Source organism: Rathayibacter sp. SW19, from assembly GCF_030866825.1.
GTDB lineage: Bacteria > Actinomycetota > Actinomycetes > Actinomycetales > Microbacteriaceae > Rathayibacter_A > Rathayibacter_A soli.
On sequence record NZ_CP133020.1, the window covers coordinates 4513018 to 4534073 of the forward strand.

A 21056-nucleotide genomic window follows, 5' to 3' on the forward strand; every position below is an offset into this window, starting at 1 on the left:
GTCGACGCTACTTCCAGCGGAAGTGCACGAACACGCGGCCGAAGTTGTCCGAGTCCTTTTCGACCCGGTGATACAGCGCCTTGATCTCTTTCTGATCGAGGAACCGCAGCACGCGCTTCTTCAGCGCGCCGGATCCTTTGCCCGGGATGATCTCAACAAGGGGGGCCTTCTTCTGGATGGCCTCGTCGATGATCGCCCGAAGTGCCCGGTCGATCTCGGCGCCGTTGTTGTAGATCTCATGCAGGTCGAGCTTCAGCTTCATGACTCCGCCCCCGCCGCTGATGGCGACCCTCTCCAGGTGCCGGCGGCCAGCTCACCGACCAGTCGGTCAATGCGCGCCTGACGGCCCGACGGAGTTCGCGCCTTCAGCACCGGCAGCATTGCAAGGTATCTATCCGTCTTGCTGAGCCGTTCGAACCGTTCTCGCGCTCGCGTGTTTGCCGCGAGCGCAGCAGTCACGTCTCCGGGAACGATGGCGGCGCTCTGGGACGCATACGCGGCATCCCATCGTCCGTCGGCCTGGGCAGCGGCGACTTCTGCGAGACCGGGCTCGCGCATGCGGCCTTCGGCGCTCAGCTGTTCGACGCGCTCCACATTCACGCGCGACCACGCGCCGCGTGGCCGTCGAGGCGAGTACCTCTGCAGGAAGTAATCATTATCTAACCCTCGGCGGATGCTGTCGATCCAGCCGTAGCACAATGCCAGATCGGCTGCTTCACGGATCGTGATCGCGACCTTTTTCGACCCCTTTTTGCCGATTTTCAGCCACACGCCGTCGGAGTCCGCGTGGTGTGCAACCAACCACGCTTCCCACTGGTCAGCGCGCTCGAAGCTCTGGGCGTCGATCGCGACGACTGCGCTCACCGCGCTCCCCGCATCCGCCGCACTGCGCACATCCTCAACCATGAACGCCATCGTGACAGATCCGCGCAAACCGCGCGACCCCTGCTTCCGCGCCCGTCGGCCCGGTCTCTCGAAGTATTCCGGCTCGGGTCCGGTGCGACAGGCTCAGGGCACGCGCGCCGCGCGTTCTTGCAGCGCCGCATTGACGGGCGCGAACGCGACCTTGTCGAAGACCAACTCGATTCTGCGGATGCGCCCTTCGGCGTCGATTTCGAGATCCTCGACGCACACGACGGCGCCGGCTGGCGTATTGGTCACGAAGTCATAAACGACGCAGGCATTGTCGCCGTCGGCATAGGCATGCCGGATGTCGTTGCGCACGAGCGCAGGCAGCAAGCGCCCCAGCGCCGCGATCCACTCCTGTTTGGTCGACACGTTGCCGCCGACCGACGCCACGAGATCGTCTGCCAGCAACTCATCGAGGGGCGCAAGGTCTCCTCTGCCGACGGTGTCGATGTACGCCGTTGCAATAGCTTTTGCGCGTATTGAATCCATGGCCGCACTGCCTTTCTGTTCTTTTCTGCTGCTCTGCACTGAGGACTTGTTCGCCGCCCTGCACTGCGGGTTGTCTGTCGACTGCTCGACGATAGAATAAAACACAAGCATTCTCTTGTACAAGTGAATGTTTGTATTTGCCCGAACCGCAGACCAACTCACCGAAAAGGCACCGCCCGATGACTCCGAGCCACCCGAAGGAACGAGAACTCGACCACGACGCTGCGGTCGACGCGGCCGTCGACGCGGCACTGCGAGCGTTGGCGGACACCAACCGGCGCGCGATCTTGCGCGCCGTGCGTCAGCATCCGCGGGCCGTCGGCGAGATCGCGACCCAGGTCGCCCAGTCGCAACAAACCGTTTCGCACCACCTGCGTGTCTTGCGCAGCGCCGGGCTGGTCAGCGAGGAACGCGCCGGCACGCGCCACTTGTTCGTTGTTCGCAGTGACGGCCTTGCTGCCGTGCGACACTACCTCGACGACTTCTGGCCGACGCAACTCGTGGCCTTGAAGTCGGCGGTCGAAGCGCACGCGTTGGAATCGGTGCGCGACCAACTTCAGGAGCCGCCGGAGGAGAAACACCGTGGCTGAATTCCGAACGTCGATCGACATCGATGCGACTCCGGAGACCGTCTTCGCGTACCTCGTCACGCCAGACGGCATGCTGACCTGGATGGGCGAACGCGCCGTTCTCGACGCGCAGCCGGACGGCCGGTTCGAAGTCGACATCGCCGGCTACCCGATCCGCGGCCGGTATCTCGAGGTCGAGCCGCCGCACCGGGTGACCGTCAGCTGGGGCATCGCCGGCAGCGACGACTTGCCCCCCGGATGCTCGCGGGTCACCTTCGCGCTCACCGCGATCGCTTCGGGAACGCGAGTAGATCTGCTGCACACCGACCTGCCCGAGCAGCGCGCCGCCGGCCATGCCGTCGGCTGGCACCACTTTCTCGACCGGCTCGCGCTGGCGGCCTCCGGCCAGCCGGTAGGAGTGGATAGCTGGACGCCGCAGCACTCGGAGACGTAGCCTCGAAGTATGGGCAAGACAATCGACATGGAATCGCTGGCCGACACGGCTGCAGGCTACGGATTCGCCTATCTGATCACGGTCGGTGACAACGCTCAGATTCATACGTCCGCGGTGAACCCGGTCATCGGCGACTCCGCCGTCATGATCCCCGGCACCAGCGCGCATTCACGAACCAACGCAGGCCAGAATCCGAACATCTCACTGGTTTGGCCGCCAGCCGTGGACGGCGGATACTCGCTGATCGTCGATGGCGAAGCCCACGCCTCCGGTGACGCAAGCGACGGTGCCCTGCAGATCACGCCGTCTCGCGCGGTGTTGCACCGCCCGGCGCCGAGGCCAGGGCCGGCATCCGCCGACAGCACATGCCGGTCGGACTGCGTCGAACTCTGAGTGGCAGGGCCGCTGCGGCGGCTCGACTGCACCTCGCCCTGCGTTTCTGGTGCGGCCCGGCGGCCCTGTGCGCCACTTCCGGTGACGTGCGCCGGTTGAACTGGCGCACGGCGGACGAAGTGGCGCGACGCACACGCGTTTACAGAGCACAAGCGCTCACAGCTCCGGCGGCGCACCCTTGAGTTCTATGCTGATCTGATCGGCATCGAGATTGACCAATGCCCCGTTCAGAGTCTCCGCCGTGAACGCGCCGTCGTCGCGGGCGTCAAGCAGCGCGGTACGCTGCGCTGCGATCACGGCCAGGTCCAGTTTCTTTGCTGCCGCGTGAGCCTCGTCCTCCGACATGTCGCCAGCCTCGGCCCTCACATCGTGGTCGATTTCGGCCAGCAGCGTGAGAATGCGCCGCCGCTCCTCATTGTTCAGGTCGTCCCTCACCGGTACTGGTCTGATCCAGGCGACGAACGCACGGAGCGTGCCGCCCTGCAGCAGGAGCGACCCCGCTGCAACGATGAACGCGATCAAGACTAGAAGGGACCGGTTCGGCGTCTCGGCGGGCAGCGTTTGCGCCGCAGCAACCGTGACCGCACCGCGCATCCCCGCCCAGACCAGGATGCCGCCGTCTCGCCACCCGAGCGGAGCCGCCAACAGAAACTCGATGTCGGCAATCGTGCGGCGCGTGCGGCTCTTGACCCGCTCGATGCGTTCAGGATTGGGCGTCGGGCGGCCAGGTAGCGGCGCGGTGAAAGCCGATTTGCCGCCCTCGAGCCTCTGCTGCATGACATCCAGCCTGGGTTTGACCCGTTCGGCTCTACGTGCGCGACGGCGAAGTCCGACAAGGAGCGGGCTCACGTACGCGGCTCGCACGAGCAGAATCAGCAAGAGGGCGGCTGCTGCGACAGCAAGGGCGAGCCCGAGGCCGCTGTGTGCCTCCTGCACATCGACGACGATGCCGAACAGTTCGAGCCCCATGATCAGAAAGACAGCACCCTCGAGTACCAACTCGATGACGTGCCAGTTCTGGCTGTCCGACAACCGGTGTTGAGGCGACAGTCGGCGCGCCGCGCCGTGCCCGGTGATGAGACCGGCGACCACTGCGGCAACCAGACCGGATGCGCCGAGCAACTCGGCAGGGATCGAGGCCAGGAACGGCACCGTGAAGGAGATCACCGTATTGACCGTCGAATCGGTGACCTTCGAACGCACCCACAGATTGACGTGGCCGACGATGAAGCCGAACACCACCGCAACGGCCACCGCGTACGCGAAGGTGCCGAGCACGCCCCAGAACGACACCGCGGCGGCCGTGCCTGCGATCGCCGTGCGCAATAGAACGAGAGCGGTTGCGTCATTGAGCAGGCTCTCGCCCTCAAGCACAGAGACGACGCGGCCGGAAACGCCGACCTTCTTCACGATCGAAGTGGCGACGGCATCCGTCGGGCTGACGATCGCGCCGAGCGCAATTCCCCACCAGAAACCGAGCCCAGGGATCATCCAGGCGAAAAACACGCCGATCACGAGCGAGGAGAGCACGACGAGCGCGACAGAAAGGCCGCCGATCGCTGTGAACTCACGACGGAAATTCATCGTCGGCATCGACACCGATGCGGAGTACAAGAGCGGCGGAAGCACACCCGCGAGGATCCATTCCGGATCGACCTCGACCGCCGGAATGAAGGGCAGAAAGCTGACCCCGATACCGACGACCACCAAGATCAGTGGCGCCGCGATGCGCATGCGCGGAGCGAAGGCTGCGGCAGCGGCGACGGCCAGCAGCCCGACCACTGCCACGATCAGGAAGCTCATTTTCGGTTTCCTCCTCTGCGCGTAGCCGGAGTCATTCAGCGCTCCTGCGCACCGCCGACGAAGCCAGAGAGCGGCAGACTTCCAATGTAGTGTGTCGCCCCGCGCAGCACCGGTCGCCCCGCACGCACGCGTGTGGGCATAGCCTGGGGGCATGAACAAGACGGTCGCAACCCAGACCATCGCGGCTCTGCCACGATAGGGCGGGCCGGCAGCAGGCTGCCACTCAACTATTTCGCTATTCCGTTCGGCCTGAGCGGCATCGCGGGCACCTGGACGCTTGCAACTCCTGCTCTCGGCGTGCCATCCGGCATCGGCCTCGCGCTTTGGGCAATCGCCGCGTTCGCGTGGCTCAGTGTTCTGGGCACATATGCCTGGTGCGGTATGCGCGCCGGCGGTTCCCTATTGGCCGACCTGCGGCATCCGTTTCTCGGTCCGTTCGGCTCGCTCGCGCCCGTCGTCGCCATCTTGCTCGGCGGCGCCATGGCGCAGCTCTGGCCGCTCGGTGCCGGCATCCTCGTCGGTGTCGGCGTCATCGCAATCGGGGTTCTCAGCGCCTGGTTGCTGGCCGAGTGGATGACCGGCTCCGTGGACGCACACGTGTTTCACCCGGGAAACTTTCTGACGATTCTCGCTGGCGGGCTCATCGGCGCCATCGGGCTGGCCCAGGTCGGCGCGCGCACCTTCGCCCTCATCGCCTTCTGCATCGGGATCTTCTTCTGGGCGGTGCTGGCCGCAGTCGTTCTCGCCCGGCTGGTCGCGATGGCTAGGCTGCCCGCCGGATTGATCCCCACACTCGCCATCTTCTCGGTGCCGCCGAGCGTGGCGGGCATTGCGTGGTTCGCCATCAACGGCGAGCACATCGACTGGATTCAGCAGACCCTGCTCGGACTGATGCTGTTCCTGCTGCTCAGTCAAGTCTTCCTGGTGCGCAGCTATGCTCGGGTGCCGTTCGGAATCGGCTACTGGTCGTTCACGTTCACCGCGGCGGCACCCGCGACCTACGGAATCCACTGGCTGTGGCTGACGCAGCCGACCGGATCGGCCGCGTGGAGCTGGCTGATCCTCGGCGCCGTGACACTGTGGATCGGCTGGATCGCGATCCGCTCCGGCGCCCGCGCAGCGCGAAGTCTTACACATCGCTAATTAGCGTTGTTAACGACTTGACTGAAATGGGTTTAAACTGGACCCATGCCGACTCCCCAACTCACCACTGCGGACGCGCGGGCGACAGGTCACACGCCCGGCGGCTTATCCGTCGACCTGCGCACAGCCGTGCTGCAACTGGCCCGGCGCATCCGTCAAGAGCGAGGCGATCAGGCGATCACGATCGCCGAAAACTCTGCACTCGCTGCCCTCGCTCGCCACGGCTCGATGACGCCGCGCCGATTGGCCGATCATGAGCAGATCAGCCCTCCCGCGATGACTCGCACCCTGACGAACCTCGCAGCGAAGGGGTATGTCACCAAGACCGATGATCCGTCCGACGGCCGCCAGGTCCTGATCGAACTGAGCCAATCCGGGGCTGCCCTGGTGAACGAGACCCGCCACCGTCGAAGTGCGTGGCTCTCCCGTCGGTTGGCGAAGTTGACGCCTGAGGAACGAGCCGTTCTCGCGGAGGCGGCTCGCATCATGGCGAAGGTGAATTCCGCACAATGATCCGAGTTACACCGATCCGAGCAAAACAGTGAAGTACACGTTCCGATCGCTTCGCTTCTTCAACTACCGGGTCTGGGCGATGGGCGCGATCGTCTCCAACACCGGCACCTGGATGCAGCGCGTCGCCCAGGACTGGCTTGTGCTCACCGTGCTCACCGCCAACTCGTCGATCGCGCTCGGCATCACAACCGGGCTGCAATTCGGCCCGATCCTCGTGCTCGCGCCGTTGGCGGGGGTGATCTCCGACCGCTACAACAAGCGGATCGTGCTGATGATCACCCAGACTTCCGCCGGGGCCATCGGCCTCGCCATGGGAGTGCTCGTGCTCAGCGGCCACGCGCAATTGTGGCAGATCTACCTGCTCGCCCTGCTCTCCGGCGTGGTAGCAGCGATCGATTCGCCCGCACGGCAAACGTTCGTCACCGAGATGGTTCCGCTGAAAGATCTGCCGAACGCGGTCGGACTCAACAGCGCATCGTTCAACACGGCGCGTTTGATCGGTCCCGCCTTGGCCGGCCTGCTCATCGCCGGCGTTGGCATCGGCTGGGTTTTCGTGATCAACGCAGCAACGTTCGCGGCCGTCGTCTTCTCTCTGACCCGGATGCGTGAGGCCGACCTCGCAACCACCCCAGCCCCCAAGCGGGGCAAGGGCGCGATGCGCGCCGGCATGCGCTACGTGCGCAAGCGGTCGGACATCATCCTGCTGTTGGTCGTGGTTGGGCTGGTCGGGGCGTTCGGCATGAATTTCCAGATGACGACAGCAATCATCGCGCGTCTGGTCTTCCACAAGGACGCCGCAGAATACGGCCTGCTCGGCTCGATCATGGCCGTGGGGTCGCTTGCGGGGGCGCTGCTGGCGGCGCGCCGCGAGCATCCGGGAACCAGGTTGGTGCTCGGGTCGACGCTCGTCTTCGGGGTCGTCGCTTCAGTCGCCGCCCTGATGCCGACCTACTGGGCGTTCGCGATCGCCTTGATACCGGTAGGGCTCAGCGCGCTGACGTTGTTGACCGCCGCGAACGCGACCGTGCAGATGACCGTCGAACCGGCCATGCGCGGGCGGGTGATGGCCCTTTACATGGCGATCTTCATGGGCACGACCCCGATCGGCGCCCCGATCATCGGCTGGATCGGTGAGGCGTGGGGGCCGCGCTGGACGATCTTGTTCGGTGGCCTTGTCGCACTGGCGACAGGGATCGGCGCGATCCTGTTCATCATGTGGGCGCGCAAGCTGCGGGTCGGTTACAGCGCAGAGTCACCCTTGCGGTTCGGGTTGGTTCCCACCCGCGCCGGGTTGCGTCAGCACGCCGTCGAGACGCTCACCGCGCAGCAGGCGCAAGACGACGCGGCCGGCGCATAGTCGACCCGCATCATGAAATTCGCGGACGATTTCGGCCCGGCTCGCGCGCCTAGCCGCCGAACCAGCCCGGATTGTGGGCGTAAACAATGACGAGGAAGACGACGAGGTCGAAGAGCAGGTGCACGGTCACCACGTAGCTGAGCGAACGGGTCATGCGAAAAATCGCGCCCTGCACGAGGGCGAACGGGATCGTCAGCAGCGGGCCCCAGCTCTGGTAACCGAGCTCCCAGAGAAACGACACGAAGATGGTTGCCTGCAACAGGTTCGCCAGCCACACTGGGAAGTGACGACACAGCAGCGTGAAGACGATGCAGACGAAGAACAGTTCGTCCCAGATACCCACCGCATTCACGCCGACGAAGAGCCGCGCGATGGCGTCGGGTTCATGCACAACTGGCCAGTTCTGATAGGCACCGGAGCTGATGAAGTAGAACGGCAGCAACACGATCGCGGCCACTACGATGACGCCGATGTAGATCCACTGGGCGCGCTTCCACGGCCACGTTCCCCGCCACGGAAAGCGAATCACGCGTTCGCGGTAAATGCGTCGGTGAATCACGAATGGCACCGCGACGGCGGCGGAGAGCACCGCTCCGAAGAGCACCATGTTGGGGTAGTCGATGTTGGCTTTGAGTGAGATTGTGCTGATGATCCCGAGGCCCACGGCGATCAGCAGCAGATCGCGAAAGAGCGACCGATCGATAAACCAGGCCAGCAGCAGCGCCAGCACGAGCACCGCGTAGCCGGCCACCGCAATCTGCACCCCAAAGAGGAGAACCGCAGATGCGGAGACCAGCACGGCAGGCAACAGGCGCCGGCTGAGGGCGGCGGGGGCCGCGGTGTTGGCACCAGCGGCGATCGGGGTGCGCACAGAATCAGCATTCCACAGACTGAGCAATCCACAGATTGGGCATTCCACAGATTGGGCATTCCACAGATTGGGCATTGAGCAGCTTCGGCGTGTAGGCGCTTTGCGCCGACGGGGGGTGAGCATCCGGTCGGCTCCACTCCTCTTATGGGGGGCAAGCCCGGCGCCGATTCTCGTGCCCGCATAGACCTAGGTCCATTGTGGCCAGGAATCGGCCGGCGAATAGTGGGAAATACGAGGAGGCAACCGGCCTTCTCGACCACCAGGCAGGAGCTAGATATGCCAGGACAAGACACACAGAACAAGGCGTTCGCCGCGATCGTCGCGCGCAGTTGGGAAGACCCGGATTTCCGCTCGAAGCTGCTCGCCGATCCGACCGCGACATTGAACGCCAACGGATTCCACGTGCCGGCGGGCAAGAGCGTCGTGATGGTAGAAGAAGACAGCGACACGGTTGTCCACATGTCGCTGCCGCAACGGCCGACGGAGCTGTCGGACGAGCAATTGGACGCGGTTTCCGGCGGGATATTTGTCTTCACGTGCAGCTGCTTCGCCTGGTCGGACGAGGAATGACACGCGACGCTCACGTGACGCGTTCGCGCTAGAGCAGCGCGTTACGTGATCGACACGCCCCGATTTGCCCCGCGATTTCGGGGTTTAGACGGAGCGAACTCCGTGGGCGTGTGTGGACCTAGGTCTATTGTGACGGCGCATTGACTCATAGATAGTGGTATCAATGAGACGGCATCCGGCCTTCTCGCCCATTCAAGTAGGAGTGCAACATGGCAGAGCAAAACGCACAGAACAAGGCCTTCGCCGCAATCGTGGCACGCAGCTGGGGCGACGCGGCCTTCCACGCGGAGCTGCTCGCAAATCCGACCGCTACCTTGGCCGCCAACGGCTTCCATGTACCGGACGGCAAGCAGGTCGAGGTCGTCGAGGACAGCGACACCGTCATGCACGTTCTGCTGCCAGCGCGCCCGTCGGAACTTTCCGACGAGGAACTCGACTCTGTCGCGGGCGGCTTTCCGTGCGTGAGCTACGGGTGCGACAGCGCGGGTGAGGGCGCATTCAAGCCGTAACCCGTCGGTCGTCGGATTCAAGGATCATATTCATCGGACAGGGGGTGAGTTGTGGCAGCACCGCAGTTCCGCGCGAACGCCATGGCTCACCTCTCAAGCCCGGAGCAGCTGGACACGCTGGTCAGAGTCACTCGACCCCGCAGCTGGATCGCGCTCGGCGCGGTCGGACTCGTCCTCGTCGTTTTCGTGGCGTGGACACTGCTCGGCACGGTGCAAACCACCTTTCCGGGACCTGGGGTGCTCCTCACCCAGTACGGCACCTTCAATAGTGTGACACCCAAGACCGGGCAGGTCACCGCTGTCTTCGTCTCCTCGGGCGATGAGGTGACGAAGGGTCAACGGCTGGCGACCCTGAACACGGACGCGGGAAAAGAAATCACAATCCCCGCTGTGAACAGCGGCCGAATCGAGGAGATGCTCGCCTATCCAAGCGATCAGTTGAAGGCCGGCGCGCCGATCGCAACGATCCAACCGGATGACCAGAAATTGCATGCCTTCGTCTACGTCCCGGTCGATGGCCGCCAACCCATCAAGAAGGGCATGCCAGTCCAGCTCTCCGTGACAACCGTTCCATCCGAGCAATACGGTCTGCTTCTCGGCACGGTCGAGAAGGTCGGCAGCTTCCCGGTCACTCGAACCGGAGTCAACGCTTTGCTGAACAATCCCGACATCACTTCGATCGTGATCGCAGCTGGCCCCGTCGTCCAGGTGGAGGTGAAGCTGACGGGTTCGTCATCGACACCGTCCGGCTTCGCTTGGACCTCGGGAATGGGCCCACCCGATCCGCTGGCTGCCGGCACTCTGGTCAATGCGTCAGTGATCACCGCCGTGCAGCATCCGATCACGCTTCTGTTCCCGTCCCAACGGGCACCCCAATGAGTGCGGGTGGCACGACTCCTGCGAACACAGCAGCACCCATGGCGCCGAAGAAGCGGCGAGTACGTACGCCGACGGTCCTCCAGATGGAAGCGGCAGAGTGCGGCGCCGCCTCGTTGCGGATGGTCCTTGCCTACTACGGTCGCTGGGTGCCTCTGGATGAACTTCGTCGGGCAAGCGGAGTGTCCCGCGATGGCGTGAAGGCGAGCAACATTCTCAAAGCGGCTCGCACCTACGGCATGAACGCAAAGGGCTTCCGTCAGGACATCGAGGAGCTTCGGTCCGGCCCACTGCCTGTGATCGTGTTCTGGAACTTCAACCATTTTCTGGTGGTGGAGGGCTATGCAGCCGGGCGATGGTTCCTTAACGATCCGGGCCACGGTTCACGGACCGTGACGGATGAGGAGTTCGATCGGTCGTTCACGGGTGTCGTCCTGCACATCGAGCCGGGAGACGACTTCCGCCGCGAAGGATCGCCTCCCGCCGTGCTGACAGACCTCGCGCGTCGGTTGAGGCATTCGCTCGGCGGACTGTTCTTCGCCGTTTTGGCGGGCCTCGGCCTCGTGATTCCGGGACTCGCGGCAGCTGTCCTGACCAAGGCGTTCGTCGACCAGGTGCTGGTCGCAGACCAGCCAGGCGCGATCTGGTCGATACTGGGGCTTCTGATCGGCGCAGCAGCCGCGATCGTCGCGCTCACCGCACTTCGGGCACGTTATCTGCTCCGTCTCGAGACGAAGCTCTCCCTGCACAGTTCTGGCGTCTTCCTCTGGCATATTCTGCGGCTGCCGATCAGCTTCTATTCACAGCGCTCGGGCGGCGAACTCGCCGGGAGGGTTCCACGCAACGACCGTCTGGCCGTGCTGCTGTCCAGCGAGGTCGCAGCGGCACTGATCGACTCCGTTGTCGTGATCTTCTACTTCATCGTCATGTTCGGCTACAACAGTGCACTAACCTTTGTCGGGCTCGCAGCGGCCGTCATCAACGTCCTCGTCCTCCGGTCGGTCGGGCGCCGGCGTCGAGAGGGCAACCTGCGAGTGCTCCAGGATCGCGGAGCGCTTCTGGGTAGCGCGATGAGCGGCATGAAGACGATCGAATCGGTCAAAGCGGCCGGTCGCGAGTCGGACCTCTTCACCCGCATCGCCGGACTGCATGCCAAGACGGTGCGCGGCACGCAGCAGCTCGGTGCGGCATCGCTGCCGCTCTTCGTGATCCCGCCACTGCTCGCCGCGCTCACGACGGTTGCCATCCTCGGCTGGGGCGGGTTGAGTGTCGTCAACGGCGCGATGAGTCTCGGCACGCTCATCGCCTTCCAGATGCTGATGTCGCGGTCGTCTGAGCCGATCGGTCGATTCGTGCAACTGGGTGGATCTCTCCAAGAGATCAGTGGCGATCTTGAGCGGCTCAACGACGTGCTGGCAAACCCGGTGGATGATCTGGCGGACCCTGTCCACGAAGCTCACAGCGCATCCGGTCCTGCACGCTTGGTCGGTCAGCTGGAGCTCCGCGATGTCACGTTCGGATACAGCCTGCTGGAACCGCCGTTGCTCACCAACGTGAGTCTGAGGGTGCGGCCGGGCAGCCGCGTTGCCATCGTCGGCGGATCGGGCAGCGGAAAGTCCACAATCGCCCGACTGGTCGCAGGTCTCTACCGACCGTGGTCAGGCGACATCCACTTCGACGGGAAGCCGCGCGACGAGTGGCCGCGCGACACCGTCACTGCCTCCGTGGCACTCGTCGACCAGAACATCACCCTCTTCAGCGGAACCGTGCGCGACAACCTCACCCTCTGGGACGACACCGTCGCGGAGCAGCGGATGGTCCAAGCCGCGCACGATGCAGGCATCCACGACCAGATCGCCCAGCGCCCGGACGGCTACCTCACCGGAGTCCGCGAGAGCGGATCAAACTTCAGCGGCGGTGAAGCGCAGCGCCTCGAGATCGCCCGCGCGCTGGTCGCAGACCCGAGAATACTCATCCTCGACGAGGCGACCAGCGCACTGGACCCCCGCACCGAGGAACTCATCGACCGCAACATCAGGCGGCGGGGCTGCACCACACTGATCATTGCGCACCGGCTGAGCACCATCCGGGATTGCGACGAGATCGTAGTCATGGACCGCGGCCACATCGTCGAACGCGGCACGCACGAGCAGATGATCGACGGAGGCGGACCATACAGCCGACTGTTCGCCGCAGACAGCAGCGTGCGCACATGACCGGACACGAATCCCGCGAGCTTCTGCGCCTCGGCGCGGACCGGCCGCTCCCCCTGGTCGGTGCCGCAACCGCATGGCGCGTGGCCAGCGGCGTCGTCGAAGTCTTCGCGGTCGCGGCACCCGGAGCACCGGATGTGGCCCGGCTGCATCTGCTGACGGCGAGCGAAGGCGCCCTCCTGTTCGGTTTCGGCGAGTCGGCGATCGGGGGTGTCCGACTGCTCGCTGTCGGAGGACCGGGTTCTGCCGTTCAGATCGCGCCGATCGACTCCGACGATGCCGAGCACACACGACGCCTCTGGTTTGAGAAGCTGGCCGAGTCCGTCGGCGAGTCCGCGGCGGCCGAATCCGACACAGTCGCGCCGAATGAGAAGCCCCGGAGCGCAGAGTCACTGCTGGCCGGGGCCATCACGGCTCAGCGGGAGCGGATCGACCTCGACGATCTCGCGCGGGTTCGAGCGCAACGAAACAGCCACCGGGGCGCACTCGCCGAGAGCCTTTCGACCCTCGGCTCGCTTCTTGAATCGGACGACGACGCTCCAGAACGAGCCAAGGAAGGCGAATCAGCCTTGACAGGGGCGTTCCGCGTCGTCGCACGCGCCCAAGGGGTGTCGGCCGTGACGCCGGCGCGGGGCACCGGCAATGAGGACCCGTTGATGAACCTCGCTCGTGCGGCCGGATTGCGTACCCGCGGCCTGACCCTCGACGGCGACTGGTGGCGGCAGGACTGCGGACCTATGCTCGGCTTCCTCGTCGATGGGCATCACCCGATTGCGCTCATCCCCGTCGGCACGAACCGCTATCAACTTATCGACACGGCGTCGGCCACACGTCGGCCCATCGATGCCGTGCTTGCTGCACGCATCGAACCCGGAGCCGTCGCGGTCTATCGGCCACTGCCGGACGGGCCGTTGAGCATCAGGTCCCTGCTGGCAGCGGGGCTCACGGAGGCCCGCGCCGACCTGGTCAGGCTGATCGCCCTCAGCTGCGCATCCGCACTGCTCGCGCTGGCGGTCCCGCTCGTGACCGGCCAGATCGTCGGCAGCGTCATACCCGAGGCCAATCGACCGGAACTCGCGCAACTCACCGTCGCTCTGCTTGTCGCCGCTGTAGCCGGCGCGCTTTTCCAGCTGACGACCTCAATCGCCGTTCTCCGCGTGCAAGGTCGCCTCGATCGTTATCTGGGTCCGGCGATCTGGGGGCGCTTGTTGTCTCTTCCGACGTCGTTCTTCCGGCGTTACAGCGCCGGCGAACTCGCCCATCGCGTGTTGTCGAGCGAATCGATGGTGCAACTGATCAGTGGGTCGGCCGTCACGTCGGTGCTCGGTGGCGTGTTCTCCATCTTCAGCTTCGCGCTGATCTGGTTCTACAGCGTGCAACTCGGTATTGCGGCGAGCATCCTGCTCGTGGCTATGGTCGGAACGATCCTGCTGGCTGGACGTGTCCAACTACGCCGCATGCAGGCGGTCGAGGAGTACTCCGGCCAGATGAACGGCATGCTTCTCGAATTTGTCAGCGGCATCAGCAAGCTGCGGGTGGCTGGAGTTCAGGAGAAGGCGTTCCAGCGGTGGGCCGAGCTCTTCACGGGCAAACGCAGCCGCTGGAATTCCGTGCGCAGCATGGAGAATTTCGTCGCCGTCGTCACCGCCGCCTTCCCGGTCGTCTCTGCGATCGTGCTATTCGCCGTGGTCGGGCTGAACCAGCAGCCGACCCTGTCGTCCGCCGCGTTCCTGGCTGCCAACGCCGCGTATGCACAGGTCGCCGTGGCTGTGGTCGTCATGGCGAATTCGCTCAACCTCGTGGTGCGGGCAGTTCCGGGCCTGCAGCGGTTGAGCCCGATCCTGACGGAAACCCCCGAAGAGGACGTGGCGAAGGCCGATCCGGGCGCCCTCACGGGCGCCGTCGAATTCAGCGGCGTGTCGTTCCGGTATCAGTCGGACGGCCCGCTGGTCTTGGACGACATCTCAATCCGCATTCCGGCTGGCGGTTCGATCGCCCTCGTCGGGCCGTCCGGCTCAGGCAAGTCGACGCTCGGCCGGTTGCTTCTCGGCTTCGAGGAGCCGGAGAGCGGCGCTGTCTTCTTCGACGACCAGGATCTCTCCGGTCTCGACGTTCGTTCCGTTCGACGGCAATTGGGTGTCGTGCTTCAATCAGTTGAACTGCTGCCGGGCAGCATCCTCACAAATATCGTCGGCTCGGCGGTCGATCTCACCATCGACGACGCCTGGCGCGCGGCTGCGAGCGCTGGCCTGGCCGACGACATCCGCGACATGCCGATGGGGATGCACACCGCGATCAGCGAGGGCGGATCGACGCTCTCCGGCGGTCAGCGTCAGCGCCTGCTGATTGCCCGTGCCATGGCCGGCAACCCACGGATTCTCCTGTTCGACGAGGCGACGAGCGCACTCGACAACGCGACGCAGGCGATCGTGGCGCAGAGTCTTGCAGCGGTCTCGGCGACTCGCATTCTCATCGCCCACCGGTTGAGCACGGTGATCGACGCCGACCGGATCTACTACCTCGAACAGGGCCGGGTCGTCGAAGCCGGCACATACGAGGAACTGATGGCGCTGGACGGTGCGTTCGCGTCGCAAGCGCGCCGCCAGCTGACCTGACCTGCCCACCACAAGACCTCCTGGAAAGAAACGAGCACGGATGAGCATCACCAGCGAAGCAGGTCCGACGGAAGGCCGGCGATTCGTATCCGCAGGCAGAAGCACCGACACGAGTACCGACGCGAGCACCGACGAAGCATGGATCCTCGATCCGCGCGCCGTGCTTCGAGTCGTCCCCGGCGAGGGGGTCTACGCACTTCGAGGTGAGACTGCGGCACTGTTGCGGGGCGCCGCATACGAGTACGTCGCCCCGCTGATTGACGGACGACGCACGTCCGACGACCTGGTGGATGCTCTGAGCGACGCGCTCCCGGCAGCCCAGGTCTACTTCGTGATCGAGGGGATGCGTCGCCGCGGGTACATCGTGCACACAGCCTCCGACGACGAACTGTCCGAGCAAGCCTGGTGGCTCGAACTCGGCGCTGACCCGGCCACGGCCGCCCGAGGAGTGCGGCGGACGGTGCAGCTCTTCGCCACGACGGGGGTGGACCCGGCGATCGTCGACGCCGCGCGCGCGGGTCTGCTGACGGCCGGGGCCGCGGTCGGGGCCGCGGGTGGAGTCTCGACGATCGCGTCCGGGCAGCCGGACCTTCTTCTGGTGTTCGCCGACGATTACATGGACACAGAGCTCGCCGACGTGAATCGCGCTGCCCTGGCGGCGGGTGTTCCGTGGCTGCTGGTCTGGCCCGGCGCTCGGCGGCTGTGGCTCGGACCGCTGTTCCGGCCAGGCGATGGGCCGTGCTGGGAGTGTCTGATGGCGCGCCGGCGCTCGCACCGACGCGTCCAGACGTTCCTCGCAGCCCTTCCGGATGCCGATCCGATCGTGATGCCGATCGTCACGACCCCCGCAGCAGCCCAACTGGTCGGGCGGGTTGCGGCACTCGAGATCGTGAAGATTCTCGGCGGGCTGTCCACGCCCGCGGTGGATGGTGCTCCGCCTGACTCGGCCGTACTGACCGAGCTCGATATCGTCGACTGGCACATGCAGAAGCACGTCGTGGTCCGTCGACCGCAGTGCCCAGCCTGCGGCGATCCGACGCCAATCCGCGCCGTTCCGATCCGGCCAGCAGCGGATCTACCGCACGACAGTGACACGGGCGGCTTCCGAACTGTTCAGGCGATCGAGACGTTCCGTCGATATCGACACCACGTCAGCCCGATCACGGGCGCCGCCAGCACCCTCGAACCGCTGCCGACGCCGGATCCAGACATGCACGTCTGGTATTCGGGTACGAATCTCGGCCTGCCGGCGAAGAACTTGATGCAACTGAAGCGGAGTCTGCGGGCGGCCACCGCCGGCAAGGGTACGACCGCTGAGCAGGCGAGGGTCGGTGCGCTGAGCGAGGCCCTCGAGCGCTACTCCGGGATGAGTACGGGAGAAGAATTGCGGATCAGGGGATCGCTCAGGAGTCTCGGCGATTCGGCCATTCACCCGAACGCGTGCATGCTCTTCAGCGACGCCCAATTGGACGATGCTGAACGACTGAACGCTCAGGACTCCTGGTTCAATTTCATTCCGGCGCACTTCGACGAGAACACTGTGACCGATTGGACGCCGCTCTGGTCGCTGACCGAGGAGCGAGAGGTCCTGCTGCCGACGGGGTACCTCTATTTCCGTGGCGCCCGTGAGCCGCATTCAGGTGTATTCGCCGATTCGAACGGCTGCGCGGCCGGCAACACGCTGACCGAAGCGATTTTGCAAGGGACTCTCGAGTTGATCGAGCGCGACTCGGTAGCGCTGTGGTGGTACAACCGACTACGGAGACCCGGAGTGGACCTCCAGGGAATGCACGACCCGTGGGTTGATGAACTGATCGCGAACTACACCGCGCGCGGACGTGAGGTGTGGGCTCTGGATCTGACCTCGGATCTGGGGATACCGACGATCGCGGCGATCTCACGCCGGATCGACCATCCCACCGAGCGGATACTCATGGCATTCGGGGCGCATCTCGACCCTCGTCTCGCGGTGCTGCGTGCGCTCACCGAACTCAATCAGATGGCGACGACCGGCGACGATCCGGCCGGCGCCGATGCCGGCTTGGACAGGGACATGGAAACCTGGATGACCACGGCGACCGTGGCGAACCAGCCCTACCTGCTTCCCGATCCGCTCGCGCCGCTCTGGCGCCTGGATGATCACTCGAGTATGGCTGGCGACGATCTCGCTGCAAGCGTGCTCACCTGCCGTGAGCGACTCGAGCGAGCCGGTCTGGCGATGCACGTGCTCGACCAGACCCGCCCCGACATCGGTCTGCCGGTCGTTCGGGTCGTCGTGCCCGGGATCCGGCCATTCTGGTCACGTCTGGCCCCTGGGCGCCTGTACGACGTGCCGGTGAAGCTCGGCTGGCTCGACGCCCCCATCGCCGAAGCCGATCTGAACCCGATCCCGATGTTCCTATGAGCGCCCTCCTGCTGATCGCCGTGCGCACCGAAGTCATTCGCACGACGGCGCAGCGCGCGGACGGGAGGGAATCGGAGATGTTGGCCGCCCGCTGGGGCGCACTTCCGCTGCCTCACGTCGGCACACCGGAGCGGGCACCTGTCGATCGTCTGCTCGCCGGCCCGGCGTCACCCGACGAGCTCGACGAGCTGGCCGCTGCAGGGGGGCCGTCGGGATTGGCGCGATGGATGCTGTGGGCAACGTACGCCCGCGACCGTAGCCTCATTTGCTATCGCCTTCAGACGGCTGATGGCGCACTGCTTGCGGATCTCATACCGACATCACCCGAGGCGCCGAATTTCATGCTCGCGCCTCCCGCCTCGCCCCCGGCCGGTCGCGTGCAGCTATCCCGCTTTGCGGTGCTGCACCGTGGGGGCAGCAGGATGATCCTGGAGTCACCGCGCGCAACGATGCGGGCGGAGCTGTCCACGTGCTCTGCCGCGACGCTCGCTGCGTTCACAGTGCCGGTCAGCGTCAGCGTCAGTGGCGAGGTCGACCTTGTGCTCTCCGCCCTACTGCAGGCCGGACTCCTTGCCGGAGTGGGCGACGACGGGCTACTCGATGAAGACCGCGATGCCACCCTGTCGCAATGGGAGTTTCAGGACCTGCTCCTGCACGCCCGAACGCGGACGAACAGGCCGGACGAGCCACGCGGAGGTACGTATCCGTTTGCCGAGCTGCGGTCTGCGCCTCCTGCCGTGGCGCACCCTCTTCCGGCGAACGTCGACCCAGACGAACCTGCCCTCATCACACTCGAACGCCCCGACCTGTCTGTTCTGATGAGCACGGATCCTCCGTTCGCCCGGGTGATGGAGGAACGCGCGTCCAGACGAGACCTGGGACCACTCACCCTCGGCAGTCTGAGCGAATTCCTCTATCGGACGATGCGGGTGCGCGGCCAGCGAGGTACCACCGACGATCCTCACGCGTATCCGACGACATCCCGGCCACATCCGTCGGCCGGCGGCATGTACGAATTCACTGCCTACCTCGCGATCGACAACTGCCACGGACTTGACGCAGGGCTCTACCGGTACGACCCCGTCGAACACGGGCTGAGCCGCGTCGCCTCACGCACGCCGGACGTGGATCGGCTACTCGCGGAGGGCGGTTGGGCGGCGGCGCTGACGGCTCCCCCGCCCGTGCTGGTGATCCTGGCAGCGGACTTTCGCCGACTCAGCTGGAAATACGAGGGCATCGCCTATGCCCTCACGCTGAAGAACGCCGGTGTACTCTTCGCGACAATGCAACTCGCCGCCACCGCGATGGGCCTCGGAAGCTGCCCCGTCGGCGCCGGAGACTCCGATCTGTTCGCCCGAGCGGCGGATACTCGCTCATTCGAAGAGTCCTCGGTCGGGGAGCTTCTGCTCGGTTCGTGACTTTCGCAGTCTCACCCGGATTGGCCAGCACGCCCTCCCATGGTGGCAGCCCCGGACCCAGGTCTCTTGCAGTGACCAATAGCAGCCGCCGCGTCAGCCTTCCGTATCGGGATCGGGAGCCTCCGCAGCCTGCTTCTGCCCGGCGGGCGGGATGATCGCGGCCGGGTAATCATGCCCGGCAACCTTCGCAAGCGCCGAGGCCAACTCGTCATCCACCACAAGGCGCGGCGGGGTCGCCGTCGCGGAGTCTCCGGTCGCCTCAACGACGATGGTGCTGTCGATAGCCGGGTTATAGCGCAGCATCGAGTTGTAGCCCATGATGTTGCCGCCGTGGCCGATCCAGCCGTTCTTGCACATCAGTCCATCGCTGTAATACTCGTCTGCGCCGAGGTTCGAACTGCCGAACGAGTCGAGGCGTTGCACCTGAGCGGAGACCGGCAGCACCCCTTGTCCGGTGGCCAGCGCGCGACCCCAGGTGAACAGGTCGGTGATATTGCTGGTCATCGCTCCCGCAGCCCAGCCCCACGACGGATTCCAATTCGTTGCATCGCCCCACGCGTTCGATGGACTGCTACCGAGGATCTCATTCAGCGCGTGCGTGTAACCGTTCGGGTGCGGGCTCGGGAATGCGGCATCCAGCGGGAACGCCGTCGACTTCATCTTCAGCGGCTTCAGAATCTGGCCTTTGATCACCTCCGGCAGCGACTTGCCCGTGACCCTTTCGATCACCAGGCCCAGCAGAATGTAGTTGGTGTTCGAATACTGCATGGCCGTTCCCGGTGGGAAAGCGGTGGACTCGCCATATGCCACGGCCAGCAACTGCTGCGGAGTCCACGGAGCTGTGGGGTCGCTCAACTGGTCGCTGTTCCATTGCGGGTCAGCTGAATAGTTGGCCAGCCCGCTGGTCATCGTGACCAGTTCGCGCAGGGTGATGTGGGTTCCGTTGGGTACGCCTGTCACGTAGTTGTCGATCGGATCATCCAGAGACAACTTCTTCTGCTCGGCCAACTGCAGCACGGCGGTGGCGACGAACGTCTTGGTGATCGACCCGATCCGCTGATACATGTCGGTGGTCGTCGGCGTCTTCGTAGCGAGGTCGGCCACCCCGTACGCGTGCGTCCAGGTGCCCTTCGGCCCGCGCACGCCGACGATGACCGACGGTGCCGACTTCTTCACCTTCGCGAACACCGCGGACAACGCGGCGTCGTATTGCGCGGCCAGCGCCGCAGAGACCGGTTTGGTCGACTGCGTGTTCTTCGCGGTCGCGACCTTTTTCGCGTCCGGCACACATGCTGCAGCCGACCCGGCCACGGGTATGGTCGTCGACGCCTGCGCAAACGCGGAAGACGTGCCGGATGCCGCATCCGCTGTGCCAGCCGTGCATCCGGCGACCGCGAGTAGCACTGCCGTGCCCAGCCCCAGAATGCCCCAGCGCGCGCGATGCCGACCGAACCTGCCGCGCGCTGTGGCGTCGTGTCGTGTGGATGGAGCAATCGTGTCCATGCCCTGCCCTCTCTTCGCTGTCACTGTGCGCGCTGTTGCTGTGCGCGCTGTCGCCGTGTGGGGGTGCCGGCGAAGCGGCGGGGGAGGCGCCCGTCGCGCATCCGCTGACTGCAAGCAGCACGGCGGTTCCCCAACCGAGCGCACCCAATAGCCTGTGTCTCCGGGCGGACTTCTCGTGCATGTCTACTTCCTGGCTGACTCGGGCACCGAGTTCAGCCCGCACGCCGCAACGGGCGCCTACCGTGACCGAGTCTGCGCCGCAGGCGCAGCGCATGCCATAGACCCAGGTCCCCTTTTGGGTTCGCCCGGGCCGGCTCATCCATCTTGCGGATCGTTCAGCTCGACGTACGCCGCGGCCCAGCACAGCCGGATACTGCTCGGCAAGTGGACCTAGGTCTATTGCGCACAGCGGCTCGCATCGCGGAAGGTGGACAGCAGCAGAGCACG

The 21056-nt window shown here is 65.2% G+C and carries 19 protein-coding genes; 13 read left to right on the forward strand and 6 right to left on the reverse strand.

Annotation, left to right across the window (positions count from 1 at the left end; translation table 11 throughout):
- Positions 1 to 7 precede the first annotated feature (7 nt).
- The 3 genes from QU604_RS21005 to QU604_RS21015 all read right to left on the reverse strand — a co-directional run bounded on the left by QU604_RS21005 (position 8) and on the right by QU604_RS21015 (position 1398).
- Positions 8 to 262, reverse strand: a complete 255-nt coding sequence (locus tag QU604_RS21005; protein ID WP_308466548.1) for a Smr/MutS family protein — start codon at positions 260 to 262, stop codon at positions 8 to 10.
- Positions 259 to 906, reverse strand: a complete 648-nt coding sequence (locus QU604_RS21010; RefSeq protein WP_308466549.1) for a YdeI/OmpD-associated family protein — start codon at positions 904 to 906, stop codon at positions 259 to 261. Before QU604_RS21010 ends, QU604_RS21005 begins: the two co-directional genes overlap by 4 nt.
- Positions 907 to 1008: 102 nt before the next feature.
- Complete coding sequence (locus QU604_RS21015) at positions 1009 to 1398, reverse strand: nuclear transport factor 2 family protein (protein ID WP_308466550.1); 390 nt, start codon at positions 1396 to 1398, stop codon at positions 1009 to 1011.
- A 179-nt stretch (positions 1399 to 1577) separates the two neighbouring features.
- Between QU604_RS21015 and QU604_RS21020 the strand changes: the two genes are divergently transcribed.
- From QU604_RS21020 to QU604_RS21030, 3 genes are read left to right on the forward strand one after another with little or no spacing between them, the layout of a single operon-like run.
- Positions 1578 to 1988, forward strand: a complete 411-nt coding sequence (locus QU604_RS21020) for an ArsR/SmtB family transcription factor (protein ID WP_308466551.1) — start codon at positions 1578 to 1580, stop codon at positions 1986 to 1988.
- A complete protein-coding gene (locus QU604_RS21025) occupies positions 1981 to 2421 on the forward strand; it encodes an SRPBCC family protein (RefSeq protein ID WP_308466552.1) in 441 nt (146 codons plus the stop codon). The genes QU604_RS21020 and QU604_RS21025 overlap by 8 nt, the downstream gene beginning before the upstream one ends.
- A 9-nt stretch (positions 2422 to 2430) precedes the next feature.
- Positions 2431 to 2814, forward strand: coding sequence for a hypothetical protein (locus QU604_RS21030; protein ID WP_308466553.1), 384 nt, complete (start codon positions 2431 to 2433; stop codon positions 2812 to 2814).
- Positions 2815 to 2970: 156 nt separating this feature from the next.
- Here QU604_RS21030 and QU604_RS21035 read toward each other — a convergent pair whose 3' ends face one another.
- Positions 2971 to 4617, reverse strand: coding sequence for a cation:proton antiporter (locus QU604_RS21035; RefSeq protein ID WP_308466554.1), 1647 nt, complete (start codon positions 4615 to 4617; stop codon positions 2971 to 2973).
- Between the two features lie 132 nt (positions 4618 to 4749).
- Here QU604_RS21035 and QU604_RS21040 point away from each other — a divergent pair, with 132 nt between their 5' ends.
- Genes QU604_RS21040 through QU604_RS21050 form a run of 3 tightly spaced genes read left to right on the forward strand, consistent with a single transcriptional unit; the run spans position 4750 to position 7630 of the window.
- Positions 4750 to 5760, forward strand: a complete 1011-nt coding sequence (locus QU604_RS21040) for an SLAC1 family transporter (protein WP_308466555.1) — start codon at positions 4750 to 4752, stop codon at positions 5758 to 5760.
- 45 nt (positions 5761 to 5805) lie between these two features.
- Positions 5806 to 6273: a MarR family winged helix-turn-helix transcriptional regulator gene (locus QU604_RS21045; protein ID WP_308466556.1), complete on the forward strand. Its 468-nt coding sequence runs from the start codon at positions 5806 to 5808 to the stop codon at positions 6271 to 6273.
- A gap of 28 nt (positions 6274 to 6301) precedes the next feature.
- The gene (locus QU604_RS21050) at positions 6302 to 7630 is read left to right on the forward strand and encodes an MFS transporter (RefSeq protein ID WP_308466557.1); all 1329 of its coding nucleotides are present in this window, start codon (positions 6302 to 6304) and stop codon (positions 7628 to 7630) included.
- Between the two features lie 49 nt (positions 7631 to 7679).
- On the opposite strand, the gene QU604_RS21055 is transcribed toward QU604_RS21050, so the two are convergent.
- Complete coding sequence (locus QU604_RS21055; RefSeq protein WP_308466558.1) at positions 7680 to 8501, reverse strand: CPBP family glutamic-type intramembrane protease; 822 nt, start codon at positions 8499 to 8501, stop codon at positions 7680 to 7682.
- A gap of 276 nt (positions 8502 to 8777) precedes the next feature.
- On the opposite strand from QU604_RS21055, the gene QU604_RS21060 reads away from it, so the two are divergent.
- The 7 genes from QU604_RS21060 to QU604_RS21090 all read left to right on the forward strand — a co-directional run bounded on the left by QU604_RS21060 (position 8778) and on the right by QU604_RS21090 (position 19106).
- Positions 8778 to 9071: an NHLP leader peptide family RiPP precursor gene (locus QU604_RS21060; RefSeq protein WP_308466559.1), complete on the forward strand. Its 294-nt coding sequence runs from the start codon at positions 8778 to 8780 to the stop codon at positions 9069 to 9071.
- Positions 9072 to 9280: 209 nt separating this feature from the next.
- On the forward strand, positions 9281 to 9580 hold the full coding sequence (locus tag QU604_RS21065; RefSeq protein WP_308466560.1) for an NHLP leader peptide family RiPP precursor: 300 nt from the start codon (positions 9281 to 9283) through the stop codon (positions 9578 to 9580).
- Positions 9581 to 9631: 51 nt separating this feature from the next.
- Entirely contained in the window at positions 9632 to 10459 is an 828-nt protein-coding gene (locus QU604_RS21070; protein ID WP_308466561.1) for a biotin/lipoyl-containing protein, read from the forward strand.
- 38 nt (positions 10460 to 10497) lie between these two features.
- Positions 10498 to 12672 carry an NHLP family bacteriocin export ABC transporter peptidase/permease/ATPase subunit gene (locus QU604_RS21075; RefSeq protein WP_308466562.1) on the forward strand — a complete coding sequence of 725 codons (2175 nt, stop codon included), beginning with the start codon at positions 10498 to 10500 and terminating at the stop codon, positions 12670 to 12672.
- Complete coding sequence (locus QU604_RS21080) at positions 12669 to 15284, forward strand: NHLP bacteriocin export ABC transporter permease/ATPase subunit (protein WP_308466563.1); 2616 nt, start codon at positions 12669 to 12671, stop codon at positions 15282 to 15284. The genes QU604_RS21075 and QU604_RS21080 overlap by 4 nt, the downstream gene beginning before the upstream one ends.
- A gap of 40 nt (positions 15285 to 15324) precedes the next feature.
- Positions 15325 to 17688 carry a TOMM precursor leader peptide-binding protein gene (locus QU604_RS21085; protein ID WP_308466564.1) on the forward strand — a complete coding sequence of 788 codons (2364 nt, stop codon included), beginning with the start codon at positions 15325 to 15327 and terminating at the stop codon, positions 17686 to 17688.
- Complete coding sequence (locus QU604_RS21090) at positions 17685 to 19106, forward strand: SagB family peptide dehydrogenase (RefSeq protein WP_308466565.1); 1422 nt, start codon at positions 17685 to 17687, stop codon at positions 19104 to 19106. The genes QU604_RS21085 and QU604_RS21090 overlap by 4 nt, the downstream gene beginning before the upstream one ends.
- Before the next feature lie 93 nt (positions 19107 to 19199).
- On the opposite strand, the gene QU604_RS21095 is transcribed toward QU604_RS21090, so the two are convergent.
- Positions 19200 to 20633: a serine hydrolase domain-containing protein gene (locus QU604_RS21095; protein WP_308466566.1), complete on the reverse strand. Its 1434-nt coding sequence runs from the start codon at positions 20631 to 20633 to the stop codon at positions 19200 to 19202.
- Positions 20634 to 21056: the final 423 nt, after the last annotated feature.